This is a genomic window from Desulfosporosinus sp., assembly GCF_014237355.1.
In the GTDB taxonomy this organism is placed as follows: Bacteria; Bacillota; Desulfitobacteriia; order Desulfitobacteriales; family Desulfitobacteriaceae; genus Desulfosporosinus.
On sequence record NZ_JABZFS010000081.1, the window covers coordinates 1 to 22,141 of the forward strand.

The 22,141-nt window shown below is 46.9% G+C and carries 1 protein-coding gene; it reads right to left on the reverse strand.

From position 1 onward, the window contains the following. The coding region (locus HGJ98_RS20420; protein ID WP_291353551.1) for a hypothetical protein at positions 1-22,073 on the reverse strand (22,073 nt) is incomplete at its 3' end. Between the last annotated feature and the right edge of the window lie 68 nt (positions 22,074-22,141).

A 22,141-nucleotide genomic window follows, 5' to 3' on the forward strand; every position in this document is an offset into this window, starting at 1 on the left:
AGGCCGCCGATGAGGGTGTTGCTGCCGCCTATCCCTTTGAGGGTGTCGTTGCCTGCCAGACCGGATAGGGTATTATCCGCCTGATTGCCGATCAAGAGGTCATCATAAATCGTGCCTAGTATGTTATTGACGGCTGTTAGGGTACCCGATATCCCTTGGATCATCCCTTCCAAGAGGTTGACTGTGACTCCGTTACCCTGGCTGAAGTTGCTGTAATCCAGCCAGTTCTCACTGAGACCGCCGTCAATACTTCCTTGAAGCGCTCCATCTTCGGTGAAGGTAAAGCGATCAATGCCCTTACCCCCTTGGAGATTTTCTATTTCGGTGAAGTAATGGGTTTGATTGACATTGCCTGAGTCGGTTCCGGTTATATTGAACTGGGTATCTGTATCTGGGCCGATGAGGGTATCGCTGTAAGCACTGCCGATAAGATGACGGATATTGCTAAATTCTTTTAGACTTGTTGCAATGGAGGTTGGTAGGTTAATGAAGGTCACTGCTGAGGTTTCTAAGTTAAAGGTCGCTGCAGTATTGTAACCGCTATAGTTTAGGGTGTTAGTCCCTGCTTTACCATCAATTAAGACATTTAAGGTTCCGCTGCCAATAAAGTTGAAGGTATCGTCGCCAGTGCCTCCCATGAGCTTGATTGCGTAATTGCCGGAGATATTAAATTGGTTGTTTCCGGAACCAGCTTGGATGAGGTTTATTCCGCTGAATCCTACCGTATTAGTTCCGTCTGTGACTGTGGCTCCATCCTCTACGGTCCCCAAATCCACTGTCAAATCCTTCATTATACTGGTAAAGTCCAGAGTTCCCTGACCAGAGGAGTTTTCGACGGTGTCATTTCCCCAATCCGCGTTGGCATGGAAGATGTAAGTATTGTCTCCGCCTCTACCGGAAAGGGTGTCGTTGCCTTCCCCGCCGATCATGATATTAGCCGCGTCATCTCCTAAAAGGTTATCGTCATAAGGTGTGCCGATAATATTTGGGACTGCTTTCAAAATTACAGTTGAGCTAGGGAGAATTCCAGTAAGACCAGGGATAATGCCTTGTGCTAAATCTAGGGTTACTCCTGTTATGCCATCGCTGGAACCGTAATTGGTATAATCCAGCCAGTTAGTTCCTTGACCCCCATCGATTGAACCTATTAGGCTGCCACCGTCAACGAAGGCATAGGTATCCTTTTTACTACAGCCGATGAGGTGTTGATAGATTTCAAATTCCAGGATGATATCCTTATCCAGACTATTATTATGAACGGTTACAGTGTGAATGTCCCTGAAGGTATAGGTACTGTCTTCATCCATCCCTGTTAGAGTGTTTTCTTTGCTCAGGCTGCCTACCAGTTTGTCGATGTTGGCAAAGCCACCTGGTATTGCTGCTTGATTACCGGAGTAGCCATTTAATCCTGTGCCGGTTAGACTAACATTTCCTGCATTTTCATAGGTAGAAAAGTCCAGGATAGCAAAGCCTGCTCCACCGTCAATTCTGGTGCCTTGAGGCAGGACAAACTCACGGGCAAAGACGAACCGGTTATTTCCGGAACCGCCGATATAGGCTTCAATCTGACTTCCTTGACTAATTCCTTCATGATAGTAGACAGTACTAACTCCAGAGGTCACCCGTTTGTCAGCCATTTCAAAGGTAAGATCTGAGGTCAGGTTGGAGAAGTCTAAGGTGTCTTTTCCTAATAAGGTTTCAAGGACATGAACGGTATCAAAACCAGCCAAGATGAGGTAGGTGTTATTTCCATATAATCCTTCTAAGCGGTCGGTACCGCCAGTCGTAGCTAAAACATTGTCTCCGCTGTCACCAATCAGGATATCATCTGCCTGGCCACCGTAAACCTTGTTGATACCCACTACGGAGCGAGTGATATTCGTGCCTGTAAATGTAGAGAGATTAACCTCAACGGGAGTGGTGTAGTCTCTGTAATCCAGGGTATTATTCCCACCGCCGCCGTCCATGTTGCCAGCTAGCGAAGCGCCGTCTAACATCCTAAAGGAATCGTGCCCAGGACCCGCAAATAAGCGTCCATATTCTGCGCCGGTCAGGGTAAAGAGGTCATCCTTAATACCGCCATACAGGAAGTCGTAATTTCTGAAGTTTAAAGTAACGGCTTGATCCTTCACTTGATAGATACTATGATCCCCGTCCAGCGTCCACTCTCCGCTTTCATCCATTATGCTGTAGAACTTATCCCCTTCTATTTCCTTAGCAACAGGAGAGCCGATAATCCGCATGATACCTGTAAATCCTTCAGTAATTGAAGTCAAAGGTCCTACTAGGCTTCCTGTCTGGACTCCAATATAGCCAGAGTCATCCCAAGCCAAGATTGAGATATGACGGGCAGTACTATAATCGGAAAAGTCCAGGGTATCCAAATCAGCGTCGCCATTTATTTTGCCATTGAGGACAAGTTCGTCAGCAAAGTCAAAGGTGTCTGATCCTGCCCCACCATTTAAGAGGATATATTCCGCATACCCCGGATCATAAGCCAGGTTGAAGTAATCGTCCCCTGCATCTCCATTGATAGTTACGTTTCCTTCGGCAAACTCATTAAAGACTAGATTATAGTCGTCATCACCTGCACCACCGTTAATAACTAAGTCAGCTTGGGTGAAATCTAGGTTAAATTCATCATTACCTTCGTCACCGTTTAATACCAATTCGTCTTGAGTTGAAATTATATTCAATACATCACTGCCAGGATTACCATTAATTTCAGTGTGTACTCCCAACGCTGTATTGTTAACTGTTAAGGTATCGTTGCCTTGACCCAGCCAGATCTGAAGTACTTCAAACTCCTTGTATTCGATACCCCAGGCCATGTTCAGACCGGAAAGCATGGTTTCTGTCAAGACCCCCGAGTCATCGGAATCAGACTGGTCATTATAAACTTGTAGTTTATCTGTCTGGGTGGATTCATCCACAAACAGGCTGGGACTAGCAAAGAGAATCACATACTTAACACCCGAAGTCGGATTTCCATTCCAGTCAACATCCAAGGTCAAAGTGTTTTCTGTAAACGACTCAATGCGCCTCAGTTGAGCCACCTGCCCCTGTTCATCAAGAACTCCTACAAAGTAGCCGACGACTTCCTGGGTGAATTTTGAGGAGTCATCCGTCAGGGTGTTGCTTCCGAAGGATGAAGCTGTACCGGTCGGGATATACTTATTGGTCTCAGTGGGCAGGATTAGGGCTCTTGACAAGGAACGATCGGCACCCTCCAGCACCCCGCCGATGATTTTTAAATTCCCTTGGATTGAACCCGTCTTATGAGTAGGGGATGGCAGGATGACTGGTTTACCTTCTTCATCAATGGCTGTAACCTGGCCGGTTATATCCCCACCGATAATAAAGGTATCGCTGCCCAGGTTACCGATGAGCACAGTTTCTACCCCTGGACCGGTACTTAAGACGTAGAAGACATCATCCCCTGCCATACCGTCCACTTCAATACGTTGAATACTGGTATATCGGACAGTCAGCCCTGCACCATAGATTTTATCCTCGGTAATGACAACATGGTCGTTATATTCTGTGAGCAAGACTACGAGTGTATTAAACCCTGCACCGCCGTCAATATTAACCGGGGCATTGATGGCGTAGGCCACTTCGTTGAAACCGTCCCCAGTTGTAATATTGGTCATTTCCTGGTCACCACTACTGTCAAGCACGACAAAGGCACGCACGAGAAACTTATCATCACCATCTTGACCGAAGACAGATAGCTCAGCTTTGTTGTGATACACCGCAAAGGAGTCGTTCCCTTCTCCACCGTAAATAATCATGGGGACACTGATCCCTCGGCTGAGGAAGCCTTGGGTGGTATGGACAGTAGCAGATGCATCCCCTAGGGCTACCGCTTCGGCATCACGAGGTGAATTAAAGACCTGAGCTATCTGGAAGACATCATTACCTTTGCCTCCGTCGATGGTAAAGTAGGTACTAGTGTCATCGGAATGGACTTTGTCATTGCCGTCTAAGGTATTTAGATATATATGTTCGAGGGAACTATTATAATTGATGCGTTCCACGTCATGACAGCCATCGTCGTCAAGATCAACTCCTTGATTGATCAGGGCTAAGAAATTACGACGGATGAGAATTTGGTCGGCGTTATCGGTGGCATTGACCGTCAGAAGGTCACGGTCACCTAGACCGTTACCACTGTCATTAAGGGTGATAATGTAATTACTGGTACCTACTAAATTAATCAGATATTGATCACTGCCATTTTGTCCATCGAGAGTAATCGTCGCCCGGCCACCTTCATACTGACTTATGACAGGCTCCAGTTTATCCAACGTAATACTATCATTACCGTTACCGGCCTGCAGGATAGTATTGGGCAGCGGGCTGCTTGTGCGAATGATCACCGTGTCCTGATCCCCTTGGCCACTGATTATGAGGGAAGGAGCCGAGATTTTTCCGTATAATTCTAGGGTTCCTCCCACTCCGGGGTCTGCATTATTGTAATCTACTCGTAAAACCACTTCGGTTGCGGCCTTAAGAATAGCTGGGGTTAATTGAGTTCCGTTTCCAAGCAGCAGCTTGTCGCTAAGCAGGATGTTATCTCCTGCTCTAAGCTCAATTGAAGCCGTCTTAGACCAGATCGTAATTCCGGCGGGGATAATGATATCTTGGACATTTTCCCCACTCCCTGCGTCAAGGGCAGTTAGTAGAATTTCTCCCTCAGCTGTGATGTTTTCCAAAACCTCCAGGCTGCCGGAAGTTAGGATAGTCATTGAACTGCCGGAACTTAACCCTTGAAGTTCGGTGAAATCTCCGATAGTGAGGTGCCCATTATTATGCAGCCAAATTCCACCGTTTTGGGCAGACCCTTCTATGTAGGAGACCTCGGTGCGTAAGAACCTATCCAAAGCACCGATATTATCCGTTACGCTGAGGCGTAATTTCTTCGCTTTGATATTTAAGCTTGCTGCGATGGGGTTGCTGTTTCTAATACTGTGGGTGGCCGTAAGATCGATTTTAGCATGTTCATTTTGACTGGAGAGGGCGTCCAAATATAGATCTCCTGCAACTCCGCTAACGTAAAGATCATTTTTAGCGACGGCCCTTAAGGCGCCCCCACTACGGGTATGGATGTTTAAGAGTTTCTCAAGTGAACCAATGTCTCCGTCATAGGCAATTAAATTGATCTGCCCGCCAGCTTCAAGATTAGGAGTGGAGTCCTGGTCATGGTTATAGATACCTAGAGCTGCTTTGAGATAGATGTCTCCACTTGCGGAGGAGACCTGAGCAAGGTTTAGGTTGCCTAAGGTTTCATAGAGGTAAATGCTGTTCGTTGCAGCACCTTCAAAAATCCCCTCTGCAGCCAGGTTGATCCTGAGATAGTTGTCACTCTGTCCAAGGGAAGAAGCACTTAGGCTGAGGGATTGTCCCTTGATGTTTATCCTGTCAATGTCGTCGGCATCTCTAATGAAACCTGCAGCTTCAAGATAAATATTTCCTGGGGTATAGACAAAATCAATAGTTAAGTTGCCTGGTTGGCCACTGCCTGCCATACCTTTGAGATAAATGTCTTCTTTGGCCCGGGCTGTAATGTTATGGCTTTCAGCATTGAGCATGGTAATGGTCAACGGAGCATCGGCCGCACCGATAGGTCCATCGGCTGCCTCAAGTAAAAGATCCTCACAGGTAATATTTGCAGTTGTTCCACCTGTGACACCGTAAATACCCTCGCCGCTTTTGATTCTGGTTTCGGTACCTTTGATTATACCCAGTCGGATATTGTGATTGGATCCAAGGTAGACGGAACCTCCCGATTCAATGTCTAAACGACCGGTTGCCTCGACGTTTAGATCTTCTCGCTGCTTCAGGCGAACATAGGATACGACTGTGCTGTTATTCGTTGGAGCAAGGGCATTTCCACTGGCATCATAATAGGTGAGATCCTGTGGCTCAGCGGCAGCAATCGTCATGATGTCATCCAGACTGAGTTGGGAACTATCCGTCGGCAGGTTGACTTGGAGAGGAACCTGGTTCCCTACACTGCCTGAGGCTTTAAGGTAAATATCTTTGCCCTTGAGATTAAACTCTTCTGTTCGGATAACGGTATTCAAAACCTCTGCCAGAACCCCTTTAAGAAGGTTGTGCAGTTGAGAGGCCGTAATTGAGCCTGAGAGATTTTGTTCGTTCCAGAGGGATATAAACTGTCCGCGTGCCACCCCGTTCTGCTCGCCCATTGCATTGCCATCTATCAGGTCGCCGCTTGCTGCTTCAAGCCTGATATTGCCGGTTTGTGACTCGATACTAACTAAAGAAAGGTTACCTGCGACTTCTTTAAGATTGATGTTTCCAAAGGCTGTGGCCTGGAGTCCGGACTGCTGAGATTCAGTTTGAGTGTCTATTCTCAGAGCCTGATTAACATCTCCGATGCGCCCGCCCTGAGCCACAAGTTTGATCTTATTGCCCTTGACCAGGGAGGATGCAGAACCCGATAGGATATGAGTATCGGCTGTTAAAATGATATCTCCGGTTAAGTTTTCAATTAAGCCAAGAGTCAAGGTATCCTGGGCTTTCATATCAATTAAACCGTTGGTAGTATTGGCATTAAGGACTCCGCCACCCTGGTTAATGAGGATATAAGTGGTATTCCCGATTCCTTGTTTAGCTGACAGGTTAATAGTTCTGGCGCTGATCGTGGTCGATTCTCCATCACCCCGTTCGATGGAGCCATTACTTGAGCCAAGACTGACATCACCTCCGCCATTACTGATAGCACCATCAATGATGATGTTACCATTGGACTGGACATTAATTGAGCCGCCTGATTCGCTGCCAGTGAAACCAATGCCAATGGAGTAGTCCGCTTTAATGCTGTGGGTATGGACTTCTTTATAACCCTTTTGCTCCACGACTCTATGGTAATAGGTACGTTTGCCCCACCAGGTCTTCTTGACCCAGTCCTCAACGCTTACCACCTTGATGTTTACAGGCTTGCCGTTTTCATCTGTCAGAGGGATACTTATTTTTTGATAATAGTAAAGATAAGGATCGTTGATATGACTGCTGTCATATGTTACATAGTCGCCCTGTCTTATGGTTTTAGGGGTGGAGGGATTTGTTTTCTGACTATGCAGGTCACCAGGGCGCCATTTAACGAGTCCCAGCCAGCTGGAATTACGGTAGGTAGAGGTTACTGTAAGGGTGAAAGTCTGAGCAGTCGTCCAGACATATCTTTGACCAGCTAATGGATTATAGTGTGCGGGATCAAGTGCCATTTGCCCAAGGATATTGCCGTTTTGATCCTTGATTTCGCCGCCTGAAACTTTAACCTCGCCATTAATCCGCTCATAGGTTACTTTGACCGGTTGGGCGCAGCCACCAAGGGCGTTGTTCATCAAAGCAGTGTCATAAATAACCAGTTTGCCTTCCATCTTATCCCCGCTATCCAGTCCTTTCAGCAGGAGGTCATAACCGGTTAGATTATTGATATTAATACTTCCGTAACCGTCCAGTATCTCAATCTTTCCGCCGGTCTCACTGGTGTTCATGATCTGCCCGAACAATTCCATGTATCCTGCCCGAACTCTAAGGTTTTCGATCACAATAGAGTTGGTTGCTTGATTCCAGTAAGCGGTGAAGTCTCCTCCCACTTTGAGTGGAGCGTCAAGATAGTTGAGGGGTGGGGTGGAAGAATTACGGTAGCGGTTAATCTGAGTAAGAACATCTGCTCCTAAAGTGATGTTGTACTGACGCCCGGCTTGGATGGTACCGTTAATGTTAAGGTAGCGGGCACTGATATAAATGGTATCGGCCTGGATCCTGCTGGTAGGTGGATTGTTTAAGGCGTTTTCAATTTTATCTTTCAGTCCGAACAGCTTATAAAAGAAATTTCCTTCTCCACCTGTATAGGTCATCCGCATAGCTTCGGTGAGTCGGACCGGAATCTTCCAAAGGTACTCCGGCTCACCCCCGGTATTATAGATGGTGTCAACATAGTTCTGAATAAATGTGCTGCTGATGGTATTGTTGACTCCGACATTAATATCTCCATAACAAACCACAGCCCCTTGGCTTTTTAGCAGCAGACTGCCGTTGATGTTATTTATTTCCCCAGTGACCTCAATGTCAGGTGCAGGTATTCCAGCAGTACTGTTACCGGTATGAGTATTTTCAACGCTTATAGCCGGATCATTACCGCTGCTGGTACCAATGTTAAAGGTAAATTGGGCAACGGAACCGCTTTCTTTGTTGTTATTGTTAATATAGCTGTTGTAATTACTGCCACTGCTTTTTTCGCTGACTAACCAACCGTTAAACACTATGTCCCCGCCGGTCTGCGGAATGGTAAGTCCATTTAAGCGAAGGAAATTGGTACTCCGGTTTTCTATAACGATCTCTGCATCTCCAGGTGCTATGAGCCGGCCGCTGCCATACAAGTTATTGGCATTGACGTTGATATAGGAGGCCTGGGCCCAGACGTTGCTGATGATGATGTAGTTTACAAAGGGGTATTCGGGTTTGAAATTGCTGGAGGATCCCTCGCCAAAGCCCAATTTCTCCAGATCGGCTACCACTCGTTCTATCTGGAGCTTATAAGCATAGCCGGCAGAGGTGTTGGCATAAAGTGCATAGAGTTTATTCAAAGCCTCTAACTCATTGAGAAGATTGGTTTCTCTAGATTCTAATCGAAGAGTAAATGGGATCCTCTGTTCGAGAGTCATCCAGGCCTCCGGGCCGTGTTCAAGGGGATTTCCGTCGACGTCGATGATCAGCCAGAGTTTGTTCTTAATACCCACTCTTACTGTTCCGTCAACCCTTACGCTGGATTGAACCGAAATAGGATTCGATTTATTTCCTTCCTTGAGGTCGGTTCCCAAAAGCTTATCGTAGAGATTCTTGCCAATACCCTCGGCTGTTGCTATGGTTACTCCTCGGTCTGTCAACAGGTTGGCATCTTTAACCGCTTCCAGCAACGCTCCGCCCTCAATCGTCATCAGATTGGTCTGGTCAGTGGTCGCTTGTGCTGAGGGCTTGGTGCCGATAGGCACTACGGTATAATTAAGAACGTCAGTTTTGGCATCAACGTAGAAGGCATTGGTGCGATTATCCCCGTCACGGCCTGCCAGTAAATTGATGTTTCCTTCTGAGTATAGCTGAGCGTCCTTTCTGATTACCACCCGATTGTTGGCGTAAGCCTCAGACTTGGATCTGCCGGTGGCTATGCCAGACACTCCGGCATAGGTTGTCGATTCGGTTTTGGTGTTGATTTCCTGACGATCACGGGTGGTGAGAGTGATATCGCCGACGCTTATCAGCTTAGCCCTTTCACCAATTTCCACTGTAGCATAACCTGTGCAGTTGATGAGGGAATGAGACTGGGCCACACTGAGGCCTCCGCCGTTTTGCAGCTTTGCCTTATCCTTGGCTACGACTATGTTAAAGGCATTAAGCTCAAATCGTCCCGGGTTAACAGTTGATCCTGTAACGACTAACTCAGAGTCCTGGCCTACATAAATCGTTGTATTATTTACAATGATCGTTTCACTCTTGGTAGCAGGCACGTCAACCAAGGCTCCCGATCGGGAACGCACGTTATAGGCATTACCCGGCAGCCAGTTCTTCTCCACACGGCTGCTAGCGTTGGCTGAACTATCCATTGCCAGAATCGAAGTGTAATCTCCCATTTTGATTTCCACAACCGGACGAATGTTATTGTAGGCATAAGTACTGCCAATCCCGATACCTGCCACACTGACCCCATCCGCTTTACTGTTGAAGCGGGCCAGATGGTCAGAGTTAATCCGCAAATTTTGTACTTTAATCGTCAGATCTTCGGCCTTATATTGTGAATCTACTTTATTACCTGTATAGGCAGTCGTCCGGCTTTGGTCACTTGTCTCAGCTTTTATCAATACTAACGTAAGCAATCCGCCGCTGCCTGCCACTGCTTCGGAGTAGTTGTCGTCTAAACCGGTAGCGTTTAGGTCCAATTGATAGGCGAAAACATCTATTCCTTTATTTAGGTGTGCTTCAGTAATATTTTTGGAGGTGGCTCTAGCATGGTTAGAATTAGCAGCCCCTAAGCCCCCGTTATAGCCATCGGCTAGTGCTCTTTGGGTACTGTCAGTACGGGCATTGACGGTCATGATTCCGGCAATGGTCAGGTTTGTGTTATCATAAATTCCGGCCTTAACCTGACTACTGCTTGTCGCCTTAGCCTCATTAGCCTGAATGCCGGCGATAAGTCCCCCACCTGAGCCATGTGCTCTAGCCGTAGCAGTTGTTCCTCCGGCAGGAACTTTTTGGGCTGCATTGACAGTGAGTGTTCCAAGCCAGATCGGCTGAGACACTGTCGAATCAATTTTTCCTCCGGCAAAGAGCGCCTCTTGAGTGGTCTCGCGTTGGAAGGAGCTGTCAGTTTCTAGGGTTAGGAATTTCCCATCTTCGGAAATGGACTTGATCCGATACATGCCGTTGTTATACGCTGTGCCGTTAATATTGATCAGGCTTCCGATGGTAAACCCGTCATCCGTCCAACTGCCACTGTCCCTTCTAACTCGGTCTGGGGCATCTCCGCTAATGGTAATCTGCCGACCTGAGCCGATGGTTTCAGGGGTGATAACCGCGCTTACATCAAGGTAAAGGGTTTTTCCATCGTCGGAAATAGATTTGATTTGGACACTTTGGTTGTTAGAATCTGTTCCTGTGATTTGGATCCATTGGTTAGGGAAGAAGCCCTCGTCAAGCCAGTTACCTGAACTGCGCTTGATTTGGCCGAAGGGTTGACTGCTTCTAACTGATACACCCGTGACATTTTCCCGGTCTTCAGTCCAAGCACCCTGAGTTTCCAGGGTAAGAACCAGATCGGATACTGACCGAATCTGATAAGTGGAAATAGCTTCCCCTATGGTTACTGTAATATCATAACCTGCTACAAAGCCTTCCGTAATCCAACTGCCGTCAGCTCGGGTAATAACATCGTAGCCCCCGTTAGCCTGAGGCCTAAAGGACAAGGCAGTATCAGCCATAGTAGCCGTGACATAGGAGAAGGTAAGGCCGCTTCCGTTAAATACTGAATCGCTAGAGAAGATTACCGTTGGCTTGCTAGGAAGGGTTTGGAAACTCCGCGCAAACAGGGCATCTTCTGTGCTTTCTCTTTCCATTGAACTGTAGGACTCTAGGGTAAGCAGCCGGCCATCTTCGGAAATGGACTTGATCTGGTACATCCCGTTGTTATGAGTTGTTCCCGTTACCCTTATAAACTGGCCGGCAGCATATCCGTCAGAGGTCCAGCTGCCGCTGTTCCTTCTGATTCGGTCGGGAGCATCCCCACTTATGGTTATCTGTCCCCCGCTGCCGATGGTCTCAGGTGTAACTTCCCCGCTGACATCAAGATAAAGTGTTTTGCCATCATCTGAGATTGATTCAATTTGGTGGTACCCATTATTATGAAGGGTTCCGGAAATCTCGATTAATTGATCAGGGAAGAATCCATCGTCTAGCCAACTGCCAGACGTCCGTCTTATTTCACTGGGCGGCTTGCCACTATAGACCGAAACATTGGCAACCTTAGCTTCGTCCCAAGCATCTTGAGTTTCTAAGGTAAGATCCAAGGTCGATACGGACCTGACCTGATAGACAGACATCGTTTCGCCCTCAACAACGGTGATGAGGTAATTAGGCACGAAACCATCATCGAGCCAACTGCCGCTGCTACGGCGTAGCACATCATAGCCGTCATTGGCCCGCGGAATAAAGGATAGAGTTTCATCGACTAAAGAAGCTGTAATATTGATAAAGGAAATACCACCGCCGTTAAAGACAGCATTACTGGAGAAGATGAGTGTTGGGTTGCCGGGTAAGAATTGGAAGCCGCTGGCAACCTCACTGGTACTTCCGATATAAGCATTAACCGTGGAAGAAACTTGGGCATCGGCAATAGAAGCCCCGGCCCCAATACCACCGGCAACAGTAACTCCTCTTACGTCTGCTGTTGCCTGGGGGGTAACTTCAGCATAAACGGACACGTCGTTGGATACATAGACTTTGCTATAATCCCCCAAATAGGCCTCAACCAACGGTTTGACATTTACCAGGGCGATATTGGCCGAAACACCTGCCAGCAGGCCGCCTGCAGCTGCTGAAGCATCGACGGCGGCGGTCTCAAGGGACTCAGCTTTGACCGTCAGAGCTGCTGCCCGGATGTATCCATAATTTCCAACGAAAGCAAGGGTATTTTCCCGGGTATTTACGATACCAATAACCGCACCTAGGCCAGCCGCACCCACCACTGCATTATTAGGTGTAGATGAGATGTTGTACTCATTATCCGCTTTGATAACCACATTCCCGTCGGAAAAAATCTCTGCTCGGGAAGCAGCGCTGCCGGCGGTTTGGATAAAGGCTGCGGTAATCTTTGAACTTGTGTCAAGAAGTGGATCCAGTGAGCCAATGACATCCGGTCCTCCGGCAGCGGAGATTGCCTGAGCAGCCCTGGTACCGAAGCTGTCACCCGGAAGTCGACTGTGATTGTTTCCATTGGCGTCCCGATAGTAAAGAAGGCTATTGGGAGAGAGGTCATTAGTTAACTGATTTCTTAAGTCATTGTTAAATTCTCCCGCTCCATGGCTGGAGATAGGAGATCCTATATTAATGATTGAAATGGCTCCCGAGAGACCTAGAAGTCCACCGGCCATTGAATAGACTGTAGAGTTGACAATCTTCTCAGATCCCGCCTCCAAGGTGATATTTCCCCGAGCATAGATTTTTGTGCCGGTACCGACCATCGCCACGGTTCTATTCAGAATGCTTATATAATCGAGGCTAGCTCCGACGCCTGCATATAATCCTGCCCCTAAAGCACCCCCGATTGTATCCACGGTGGTTTGGTTATCTGCTTTGATTAAAACGGTTTGGTCAGACCCTGGTGCGTACAGACCTCCTGGTCGGTAACGGGAATCTTGATTCAGCTTCGAGTATCCACCCTCTGCTCCTGAGATTTCTTCAATGAGAGCTTCGGTGGTCGTCTCAATCAAAGTTACCGAGACGGATCCTGCCACCCCTGCTCCTGTAAGTCCTACTCCGGCAGTACCTACTTTAACATCAATAGTATCCCGCGAACGGGCTTTTACCTCGATGGCTCCTTTGGCGTTAAGATTAGAATTCTTGACTTGGGCCCGGGAGAGGTTTTGGAAGGAGCTTGCAATAACTGTCCCACCGGCACCAACAAAGGCTGAGCCGGACACTGTGCCTGCGTAAACATCAACCTTTACATTATGATTAGAAACTACCCCAATGGAACCCAGTGAGTAAATGTCGGATGTTCGGATAAAGGCTTCATTAATATTTTTACTTAGGATCACTGAGACAGCCCCGGCCAGGGAGAACATTCCGGATAGGGATGCTCCCGCGATAATGACTGTTGGAGAACTGTCGTCTATAGGTTTCAGTTCTGTAAGTGCCGAAACTTCCACTCCGTCTCCTGCATAAACCACAGAAAGGTCAATGTAGGCTTTCGTCTGATTGCCGATCTTGGTAACATCCACGGCACCGCCGACTGCTGCCCCTCCTCCGGCCAAGCTTCCTGCATAGATTCGGAGACCAGTCGTTTGATTAGCCCTGACAATAACCCATTTTCCTTTAGTTTCATCGGTGTTGATATTGGATGAGGTGAGATAGGCTTCCGTTATATTATTGATGATATTCGTGGAAACCTGACCACTGACGCCTGCTGAGCCTACCCCCGCAGAACCCGAGTAAATTGTTATGGCTTCTCGGTTATCAGCGATGACCACTAAGCCCTTAACAAGCTGAGTCGTTTTATTACCATCATCATCCCATTTATTCACAGTGAGGGCAGCCCCGTTACCTAAGGCAATGACACTTGCTTGGCTGAGGTAAGCCTTGGTTGTATTGTTAATCTGATTAACAACGACTGCCGCTCCTATCCCGGCCACTCCAGCACCGCCAACAGAACCACCATAACTATTGATAGCATTATGTGATTGAGCTAATACATAAACATTGCCCTCTGCTCTAACATTTGAATCAACAATATAAGCTTTCACTTCGTTATTTATCAGGTTAATGGCTACGGTTGCTGAACCAGCCACTGACCCAGCAAAACTACCCGCTGCTGCAATCGTGCTGATGGTGGATGTAGAATAGCTTCCTATTTTTACATCTCCGCTGGTGTTAAGTACGGATTTATTTCCTAGTGAATCCTTTTCCACATAAGCCATGACGATATTGGAGATCTCGTTATAAGCCGCTGCTGCCCCCAGGCCTACTCCGCCGGAAAAATTAATCTGGCCGGAAACGGACTTGATGCTGGAAGTATCCCTTGCTTCCAGTACGACATCCTTTGCATCTACCGTGCTGGCAGATATAAAAGCGAGGATTCTATTTTTAATAAAGTTTAATGAAACAGAACCTGCACCGGCAAAGGTCCCTGAACCAGCTGCTGCGCCCGAAACTGTTTCGATACCTGCTTGGCTGTTGGAGGTAAGCAATACATCCCCACCAGCCTTAATGGTTGTACCTACTATATAAGTAGTGTAACTATTCTCCAGATGATTTACTGCTATGGCTACTCCAACCCCGGCAGATCCTCCACCTGCTACTGCTCCAGCAATAGCTTGAATGGAGGTGAGATGGTCGGGACTGTTAGGTTCGGTATCTAAAGAGTTTTCCTCACCATCCTCATGATTAGCCCCGCCGTCAAAAGCGCTTACGTCTCCCCAGTCTGATCCTACCTGCAAAGCTCCAAGGGGAATTGACGTTCTTTTCAGGGATAGCGCTTTTAAGATGACGTCTTGCCCTGCCTCAACTATCGAATTCTTAATGTAAGCTGAGACGTCGTTATACAGGTAATTCACGGAGACTGAACCCTGAACACCGGCGGTTCCACCTATGGCAACTCCGGCTGAAATATTGAAAATTACCTTGTTGGAGGAGGCAGTAAGACGGATTGCCCCAGCTGTGGATTGGACAACAGAGTTCACGATAAAAACTCTTAGTTTGCTCTGAGCTGTAAAAGTAGGTTCGTCGTAAGCATAATCAGCGTCTGTCAAATCCCGTTCTTCTGATGTACTGCCATCTGTAATGATATTGTTATTTAAGTATTGGTTAACAGGAATACTACCATTGCCAATAAAGACAATAGCAATCGCTGCCCCTATCCCGGCTTTGCCGGCACCGGATAGGTTGCCTGCAATGACACTGATAGCGGAGTTATCTATGGCGTCTATAAGGATTGCACCTTGGGCAGTTACCTGCTTTGTATTGCCATCCGGTGTGTCTGCCGGACTGATGCAGTCAATGATATACGCCGCAATATCCGTATTAATAAAGTTTAGGGAAACAGCACCGTTAACCGCAGCTTTTCCGGCAAAGCCACCGGCTGCACTGAGGTTCTTGATTATCGTATCGGATTGGGCCAGAAGCTGTACCGTACCACTTACCGCAATTACTCTGGAATCCTGGATATAGCTGTAGACCCGATGTGGATCACCCGACCCGCCATAGCCGCCGATGTAATTCACGGCTACGGAAGCACCGATAGCAGCACTGCTTGATCCTCCGAAGGCACCTGCAACGGAACCAATTTCCGATTTATCATTGGCAGTTAGTACTACCCCAGTATCTGCCTCTACTGTTGAACTAAGAATATAGGAGGCTACATAATTACTAACAGTGTTAATACTCACGGATCCATTCGCTGATAGTTTGCTTCCAAAACCGCCGCCTAAGGAAATGCTCATGATTTTCGAGTCGGATGAGGCGTTAAGGGTTGTATAAGCTGGAGTAATCACGCTTGAGAATTCATCAATGTAAGCAAAGATAAAATTGGCAATTTCATTGTAGGCAGCAGCAGCACCGATGCCCGCCTTACCGGAGAAATTAAGCTGCCCGGACAATGACTCTATACTTGAACTATCTTGTGCTGTTATTCTGATTCCCGGATTCTTGCCATCGGTTGGGATTGTATTAGCAGTATTGGAGGTTACAGTGCTTTTACTGATATAGGCCAACACTTTATTTTCAATGAAGTTGACCGACATGGCACCGGCAAAGGCTAGACTTTTAGAACCGGCTAGACCTGCCGATATCGTCTTTATCCCTGCTTGGTTATCCGCTATAAGTATGACATCCCCTGTTTGAGAGGTAACGTAAGAATTATCGCAGACACGAGTGATATAGTTGTTGACAAGGTGGTTTACAGCCAAGGCAATCCCTACGCCGGCTTTGCCACCGCCGGCGACAGCACCCGCCAGAGATTGGATGGCGGTGATGTCATGACTCCCATTGTTTGCATCATCCGTATTGCCGTTAAAGATGGTTATATTAGAATCTGTTGGATCTGATTCCGGTTGTAAAGCGGCCTGAGGTATATTGGTTCGCTTTAGGGACAGGGTCTGTAGAGAGATATCCCCTGAAGCAGTGACGGTTGACCGAATAATCTCTGATAAAGCATTATTGTTAATATAATTTATAGAGATAGAACCCTTAACACCTGCTTTTCCGCCAAAGGCTCTTCCAGCAGCAATATTAAAGATTGCCTTGTTGGTGGTTGTCTTCAGATTTACAGAGCCATCTGTGGATTGTACCAGCGAATCTGCTATATAAGTTCTGACTTGGCTGGAATCACCAAAGGCAGGATTGTCATATTCATAGGCAGAATCCGGAAGGTCTTGATCCTCGCTTCCCTCTTCTTCAGACGTCCAGTCCATGAGGTTATTGATCTTATAGTTTGCAAAAGGGTCTTCTGCCATATAACCTATGACGACAATTGCGATGGCGGCCCCCATACCGGCCTTGTTAGCGGTCGCTGCGTTACCGGCAATAACGCTGACAGCAGCATTATCTGCAGCCTCCAGGGAAATATCCCCATCCGCCTTAACCAGCTTGCTTTGGTCAGTGCTGTAACAGCCCTTAATATAAGTGCCGATGTCTCCATTAATATAGTTGACCGAAACAGCTCCGTTGATGGCGGCTTTGCCATTGGAAAAGCTACCGGCTGAGCTGATGCTCTTAATAATCGCTTCTGATTGTGCTATGAGCTGAATGATTCCGTTTCCGTTGTCATTCTTTACTTCTATTTTGGAATTTTCAATATAACTTACGACTTTATACTGATCGGCATCAGCACCATATCCGCCGATATAATTTATGGCTAAGGCCGCACCTATGGCAGCTGTTTTGGCATGGCCAATAGCCCCAGCAATAGCCCCGATCTCGGATTTATTGTAGGTAGCTAAGGATATTCCTGTCTCAGCTTTAACAATTGAGTTCAAGATATAGGCTTCTACTTTACCTGTAATGGTATTGATGCTTATTGATCCATTGGCTGATATTTTACCGTTAGCACTTTCACCCGCCGAGACGTTCATAATGGATGAGTTCATGGTAGAATTGATGGCTAACGATTTAGAATCGATGATAGTGTCTTTCACATAGGACAAGAGACTATTGTCAATATTGTTATAAGAAACGGCAACACCCAAGGAGGAAGTTGCTTTGGAAAATGTTCCTGCACCGGCGATAGATTGAATGGAGGAATTGTCTAAGGCCTGCATGCCGATATTGCCGGCTGCAGTAATCCCTTTGGAGGTTTCCCCAGTGATTTTCTTTCCTATTATATAAACTTCCGTGTCACATGCTATGGTATTAATGGAAACTGAAACAGGAAGAGCCATGCCCTCTTTACTATTCCCAATGGCGGCCGTAATAGCGAAGACCTTGTTGGTAGAACTAGCGGTAAGGTTTATGTTGCCGCTGGCAGTAACAGCAGAATCTTGGATAGAGACTGTGACAGCATTACGCCCGCTCAAGGGAAGTTTGTTTAGGGCAACAGCTGCACCGATTCCCGCCTTACCTCCGAAGGCCAAGGCCCCGGCAATGGCAAAAATGCGGGAACTGTCTACCGCTTTTATTGTGATATTTGCTGCCTTAATTTCCGACCGGTTTAAGATCGAAGCTTCTGTCTGGTTAGAGATTGAGTTGATGCTAACCTGTCCAGCAACGCTGATGTTATTAGAACTAGTTGAGCCGGAACCACTGGCGGCTATTGAAATAATTTCTTCATCGGACTCCGCTTCGACGGTAAGATCTCCCGTCAACAAATTAATATCAGAGTTGTCAATTAGAGCTCTGGTCTTATTTTCAATAGTATTTTGGGTGTAGGCACCAGCCAAACCCAAGGAAGTCCCTTGAGTGTTGACGATGGCCACGGAGCCTCCGGCAGCGATTACCTTTGTCTTATTTCTTGCCGAGATTACCAAATTAGTAGAACGTAGTGAAGCGTTACGGATATAGGCCAGAGTCTCATCTTTTGTCCCATTGAGGACAACTTCTGCAGAAATTCCAAGTCCAAAACTACCCCCGCTTTCAGGGGCTTCCTGAGATGAGGAAGGTGTTGACTTTTCCTTGCTGACGGCGCCCGCCAAAGCGAAGGATGCTATGTATCCGCCATTGACAGCCTCTAAAACAATAGGACTATCGGTATCGATGGTCAAGTCCGGATTAATCGGCTTTACTCCGTCCAGATTTTCAAGCAGGTCGCCGATAACTGCCTGGGTATTACGTGTTATGTCATTAATGGCAACCGAAGCGCCGATCCCCATACTTTTAGACACAGCCACGCCGCCGGACAGGTTGATAATATTGCTGGAATCGTTGGCTCGAACCAGTAGACTGGTTTCCGTTCCTGGAATCAGCAGATGGCAAACCACAATTCTGGCACCATTGTCGATGTTGGCAAGCGTTGTGTTATTAATCGAAATAACGGTGACCGTTCCATTTAGACCGAAGGTTCCGGCTTCACCACCTGAGGCAGCAACAGAGATGATAAAGGCCTTGTTGTCGGCAGTTACTTTCAGATTGTCGCCATAGAGAAGAACTCCGTCCTTGATCTCTGCCACTGATTCATTATTGTAATTGATGACAAGAACCGTACCGCCGGCTGCATTTTCCCCTTCAACACCAGCCCCACCCAGTGTCGTCTTGACGGTGAATTTTTTGCCATCACCCGTAATTCCCGGCAGCTCAATATTCCCGCCAAAATGAACCGCTTCATTCACAACCATTGATTCCACCGCTACCTGCTGAGCTTCGGTACGGTAGGCTTCATCTGTCATCTGATTTATCTTAGCGTTTTCGGCGATATAGGCATGGGCGTTATTATTGAGTTCAATAACTGATACGGCACCGCAGATACTTACCTTTGCTCCTTTAGCCATACTCTGGCTCCAGGTGTTAACCGCATTATTGCCCAAACCTAAATTATCATCCAGGTAGGTAGAGAAGGTTCTGAGGAATTCCGATAACTCATACTTCCAGGAAGCTCCGAGATCCTCCCAATTAGCTGTATCGGTATAATTGATTTGACTTAAGTTTGCTTCTAGGGGATCGCTTCCAATGTACTTATACAGATGACCAGCCTCGCCTCCTGCCGTATACCCCTCCTGAACTTCGACAAGATCGTCCGGATTAACTGTTGTCTGTCCATCCTCAGTTGATTTGGATAAATCCTGGATTAAATTGATTCCGTAGACGAATTCGTAATCGTTGAGCGCCTCCGCTTTGACTATTAAGTTTTGCGCAGCATCAACTGCGGCTTCCTTGGCGATAAAGGCAGTAACATCGTTGGTAAACGTACCGATAGCTACTGCTGCCGAACCGGCAAATTTGGTTCCCTCATCTGTTGATCCGCTTCCTTCAGGCTCCTGGCTGTCAGCAGGTTCTGAAACAGATGCAGTAGCCATCAAGTAGGGTTGACTTTCCGCCCGGGCATTGGCCGTGATGGATCCCTTGGACTTAACGGCATTCGGCAGAAGACCGGCACCAATCCTGGAGGTTACTTTATTTGTATCATTGTAAACCGCGACGGAAGCTGCTAGTTCAAAGGAAGTCGTTTGACCTTGGGTCTGTTGATTAGCTTGGGATGACTTTTTGGAAACCAAGGGCTTCACGTTATCCTTAAGAAATGTTTTAACCTTACCCGTGATGGCAGCTTTTGTATCCTCAAGCAGATCACCGGAACTATTTGTGTTGGTGCCGGCAGAGGCAACGACTCCGGTAGCTATCGATGGAACGCTGCCAAATAGTTTTTTCATTTCCACAGCCTCTTTGCGCATTAAGGCTATGACATTAATATTTCCGGTTACCTCCGCTCTTCCGTCCAGAAAAGCGCTGGTCGTGCCGTTTTCTTCTGAAACAGCTACAGCCGTCGAAACCTTGCCGTCTACTTCGGAGTTGGAGCGAGCCAGAGTGAAGTTGCGATCGATGGTTTCTGCCTGAAGAGTAAGGTCGCCGCCAATATTCATTTGGGATTTGTCAGTTGTTTGGACTTGAGAGTTGGAATTTAAAATACTTACTGCAACGCCTACCCCGATCCCTTTTTGACCACCTGCGCTGCCAACCACCTGGAGGGTATTGTCCGTTAGTGATTTTATCAGACAATTTCCGGTTGTATTGATAGTACCGTTCAGGATAACCTCAGCCTTGGAATCTGCAATACCCACTGCGACTCCGACACCAAGACCCAGGGGAGAGGTCGAAGCATTCACGTGGGATTGGGCAAGGGCTTCCAGACTATCGGCACTAATCTCGCTGCCTTCTCCCAAAGATATCAGGGAACCGGCTTTGGAAATGGCAACCCCACCAATCAAGGAAAATCCTTCCAAAAACTCAACGGATTTTAATTCTAGCCAACGTTCACTTAAAAGCTTGGCGTCATCTTCGGATTCATCAAAAACTACGGTATTATTGGAAGTGGCAGAGATTGTTACTGCTCCACCTTTTATGATTGCTCCATCGGCAATGATAATCTCTGTTTGTGTATTATCCTGATTTGCTAGGAGAAGATCCATCCAATCTGTGCCGCCAAACTTGGTAGCCATCAAGGTTATGTCCCCGGTCTCATAAATAGTATCGTTCTCATTGATCGCCTGAGCTAAGAGCTTCGCTCCTTCTCCAATGTGAATGGATGGGGCTTTAAAGGTTATACTGCCTGAATCTCCAGCTGAGTTATCGTTTACATAATCTGTATCACTATCGTCAAGTTTCCGAGTGGTAACCGTTATTCCATTGTTAACTGTGATGCTCTCAAAAGGATCTTCCCCTTCTGCCGCCTCTATTTTCAAGTCAAGACCGGGATAAAGCAGTTCCTGATCGATTGTAACCTTGTTGTCAAAACTGGCCCATCCGCTGCTGATACCTGAATCAACCATATTCCCATTGGAATCTTTGATCTGAAGCGGAGCAAGGTAGAAATTTATATGATGGTCAGTATCATCCTGAATAAAATCCCAAGCATATGAGAGGTATCCGACGGCACTAGCTTCAATCTGAAATGCGCCAGCATCCTCAAGTACTATGTCAAAATCATAGGTGCCATCTGTACTGGTATAAGGATTAGTATTATCGGGATTATTGACATAGAGAGTCTTGATATCGTCTTCCACTGAGAAGAGCTTTACTATGGCATTAGCTATGGCTTCTTTGGTAATGGCATCGTACACTGTTCCGTAGGGGTCAATTAGAGTTACTGCCGAAGATTCGGTTTCTGTTACGGTTTCTGTTACTGTTTCTGTCCCTGCCTCTGGATCTGTGGCTGAACTTTCGTCTACTACGGAGATAGGTTCATCTTCAGTGGCGGGCTGAGTTTCCTCATTTGTGACAACTTCATTCTCGTCTGTTTCCGCAGTTGCTTGCGTTTCCTCTTCGATGATTGCTTGATTTTCGTCTATTTCTCCAGTTGTTTCCTCGGCTGTTTGAGGTTCTTCCTCGGTGATTGCTTCACTTTCGACTATGTCCCCCGTTGTTTCTTCGGTTGTTTGCGGTTCTTCTTCGGTGATGGCTTCACTTTCAACTATGTCCCCTGTTGTTTCCTCGGTTGAAAGGCTGTCTGCAGATGTAGAATCTTCGACATTCGAACTGTCTGCGAAAGAAGATTGAGCTATCTGAGCATCATCGGAAGCGTAAACAGATTGGGCGGGAGAAACGAGCAACAGAAAAAGAGCCCCCAAACCTATTAAGAAATGGAGAAATAGTCTCTTTTTTAATTTGCTATTAAGGTAATAAACTAATTCAAGCATTCACTGTTCCTCCACCAATGGATAACATTCACTATTCTTAGTTGTTACGCTTTTATACCCTAATAAGT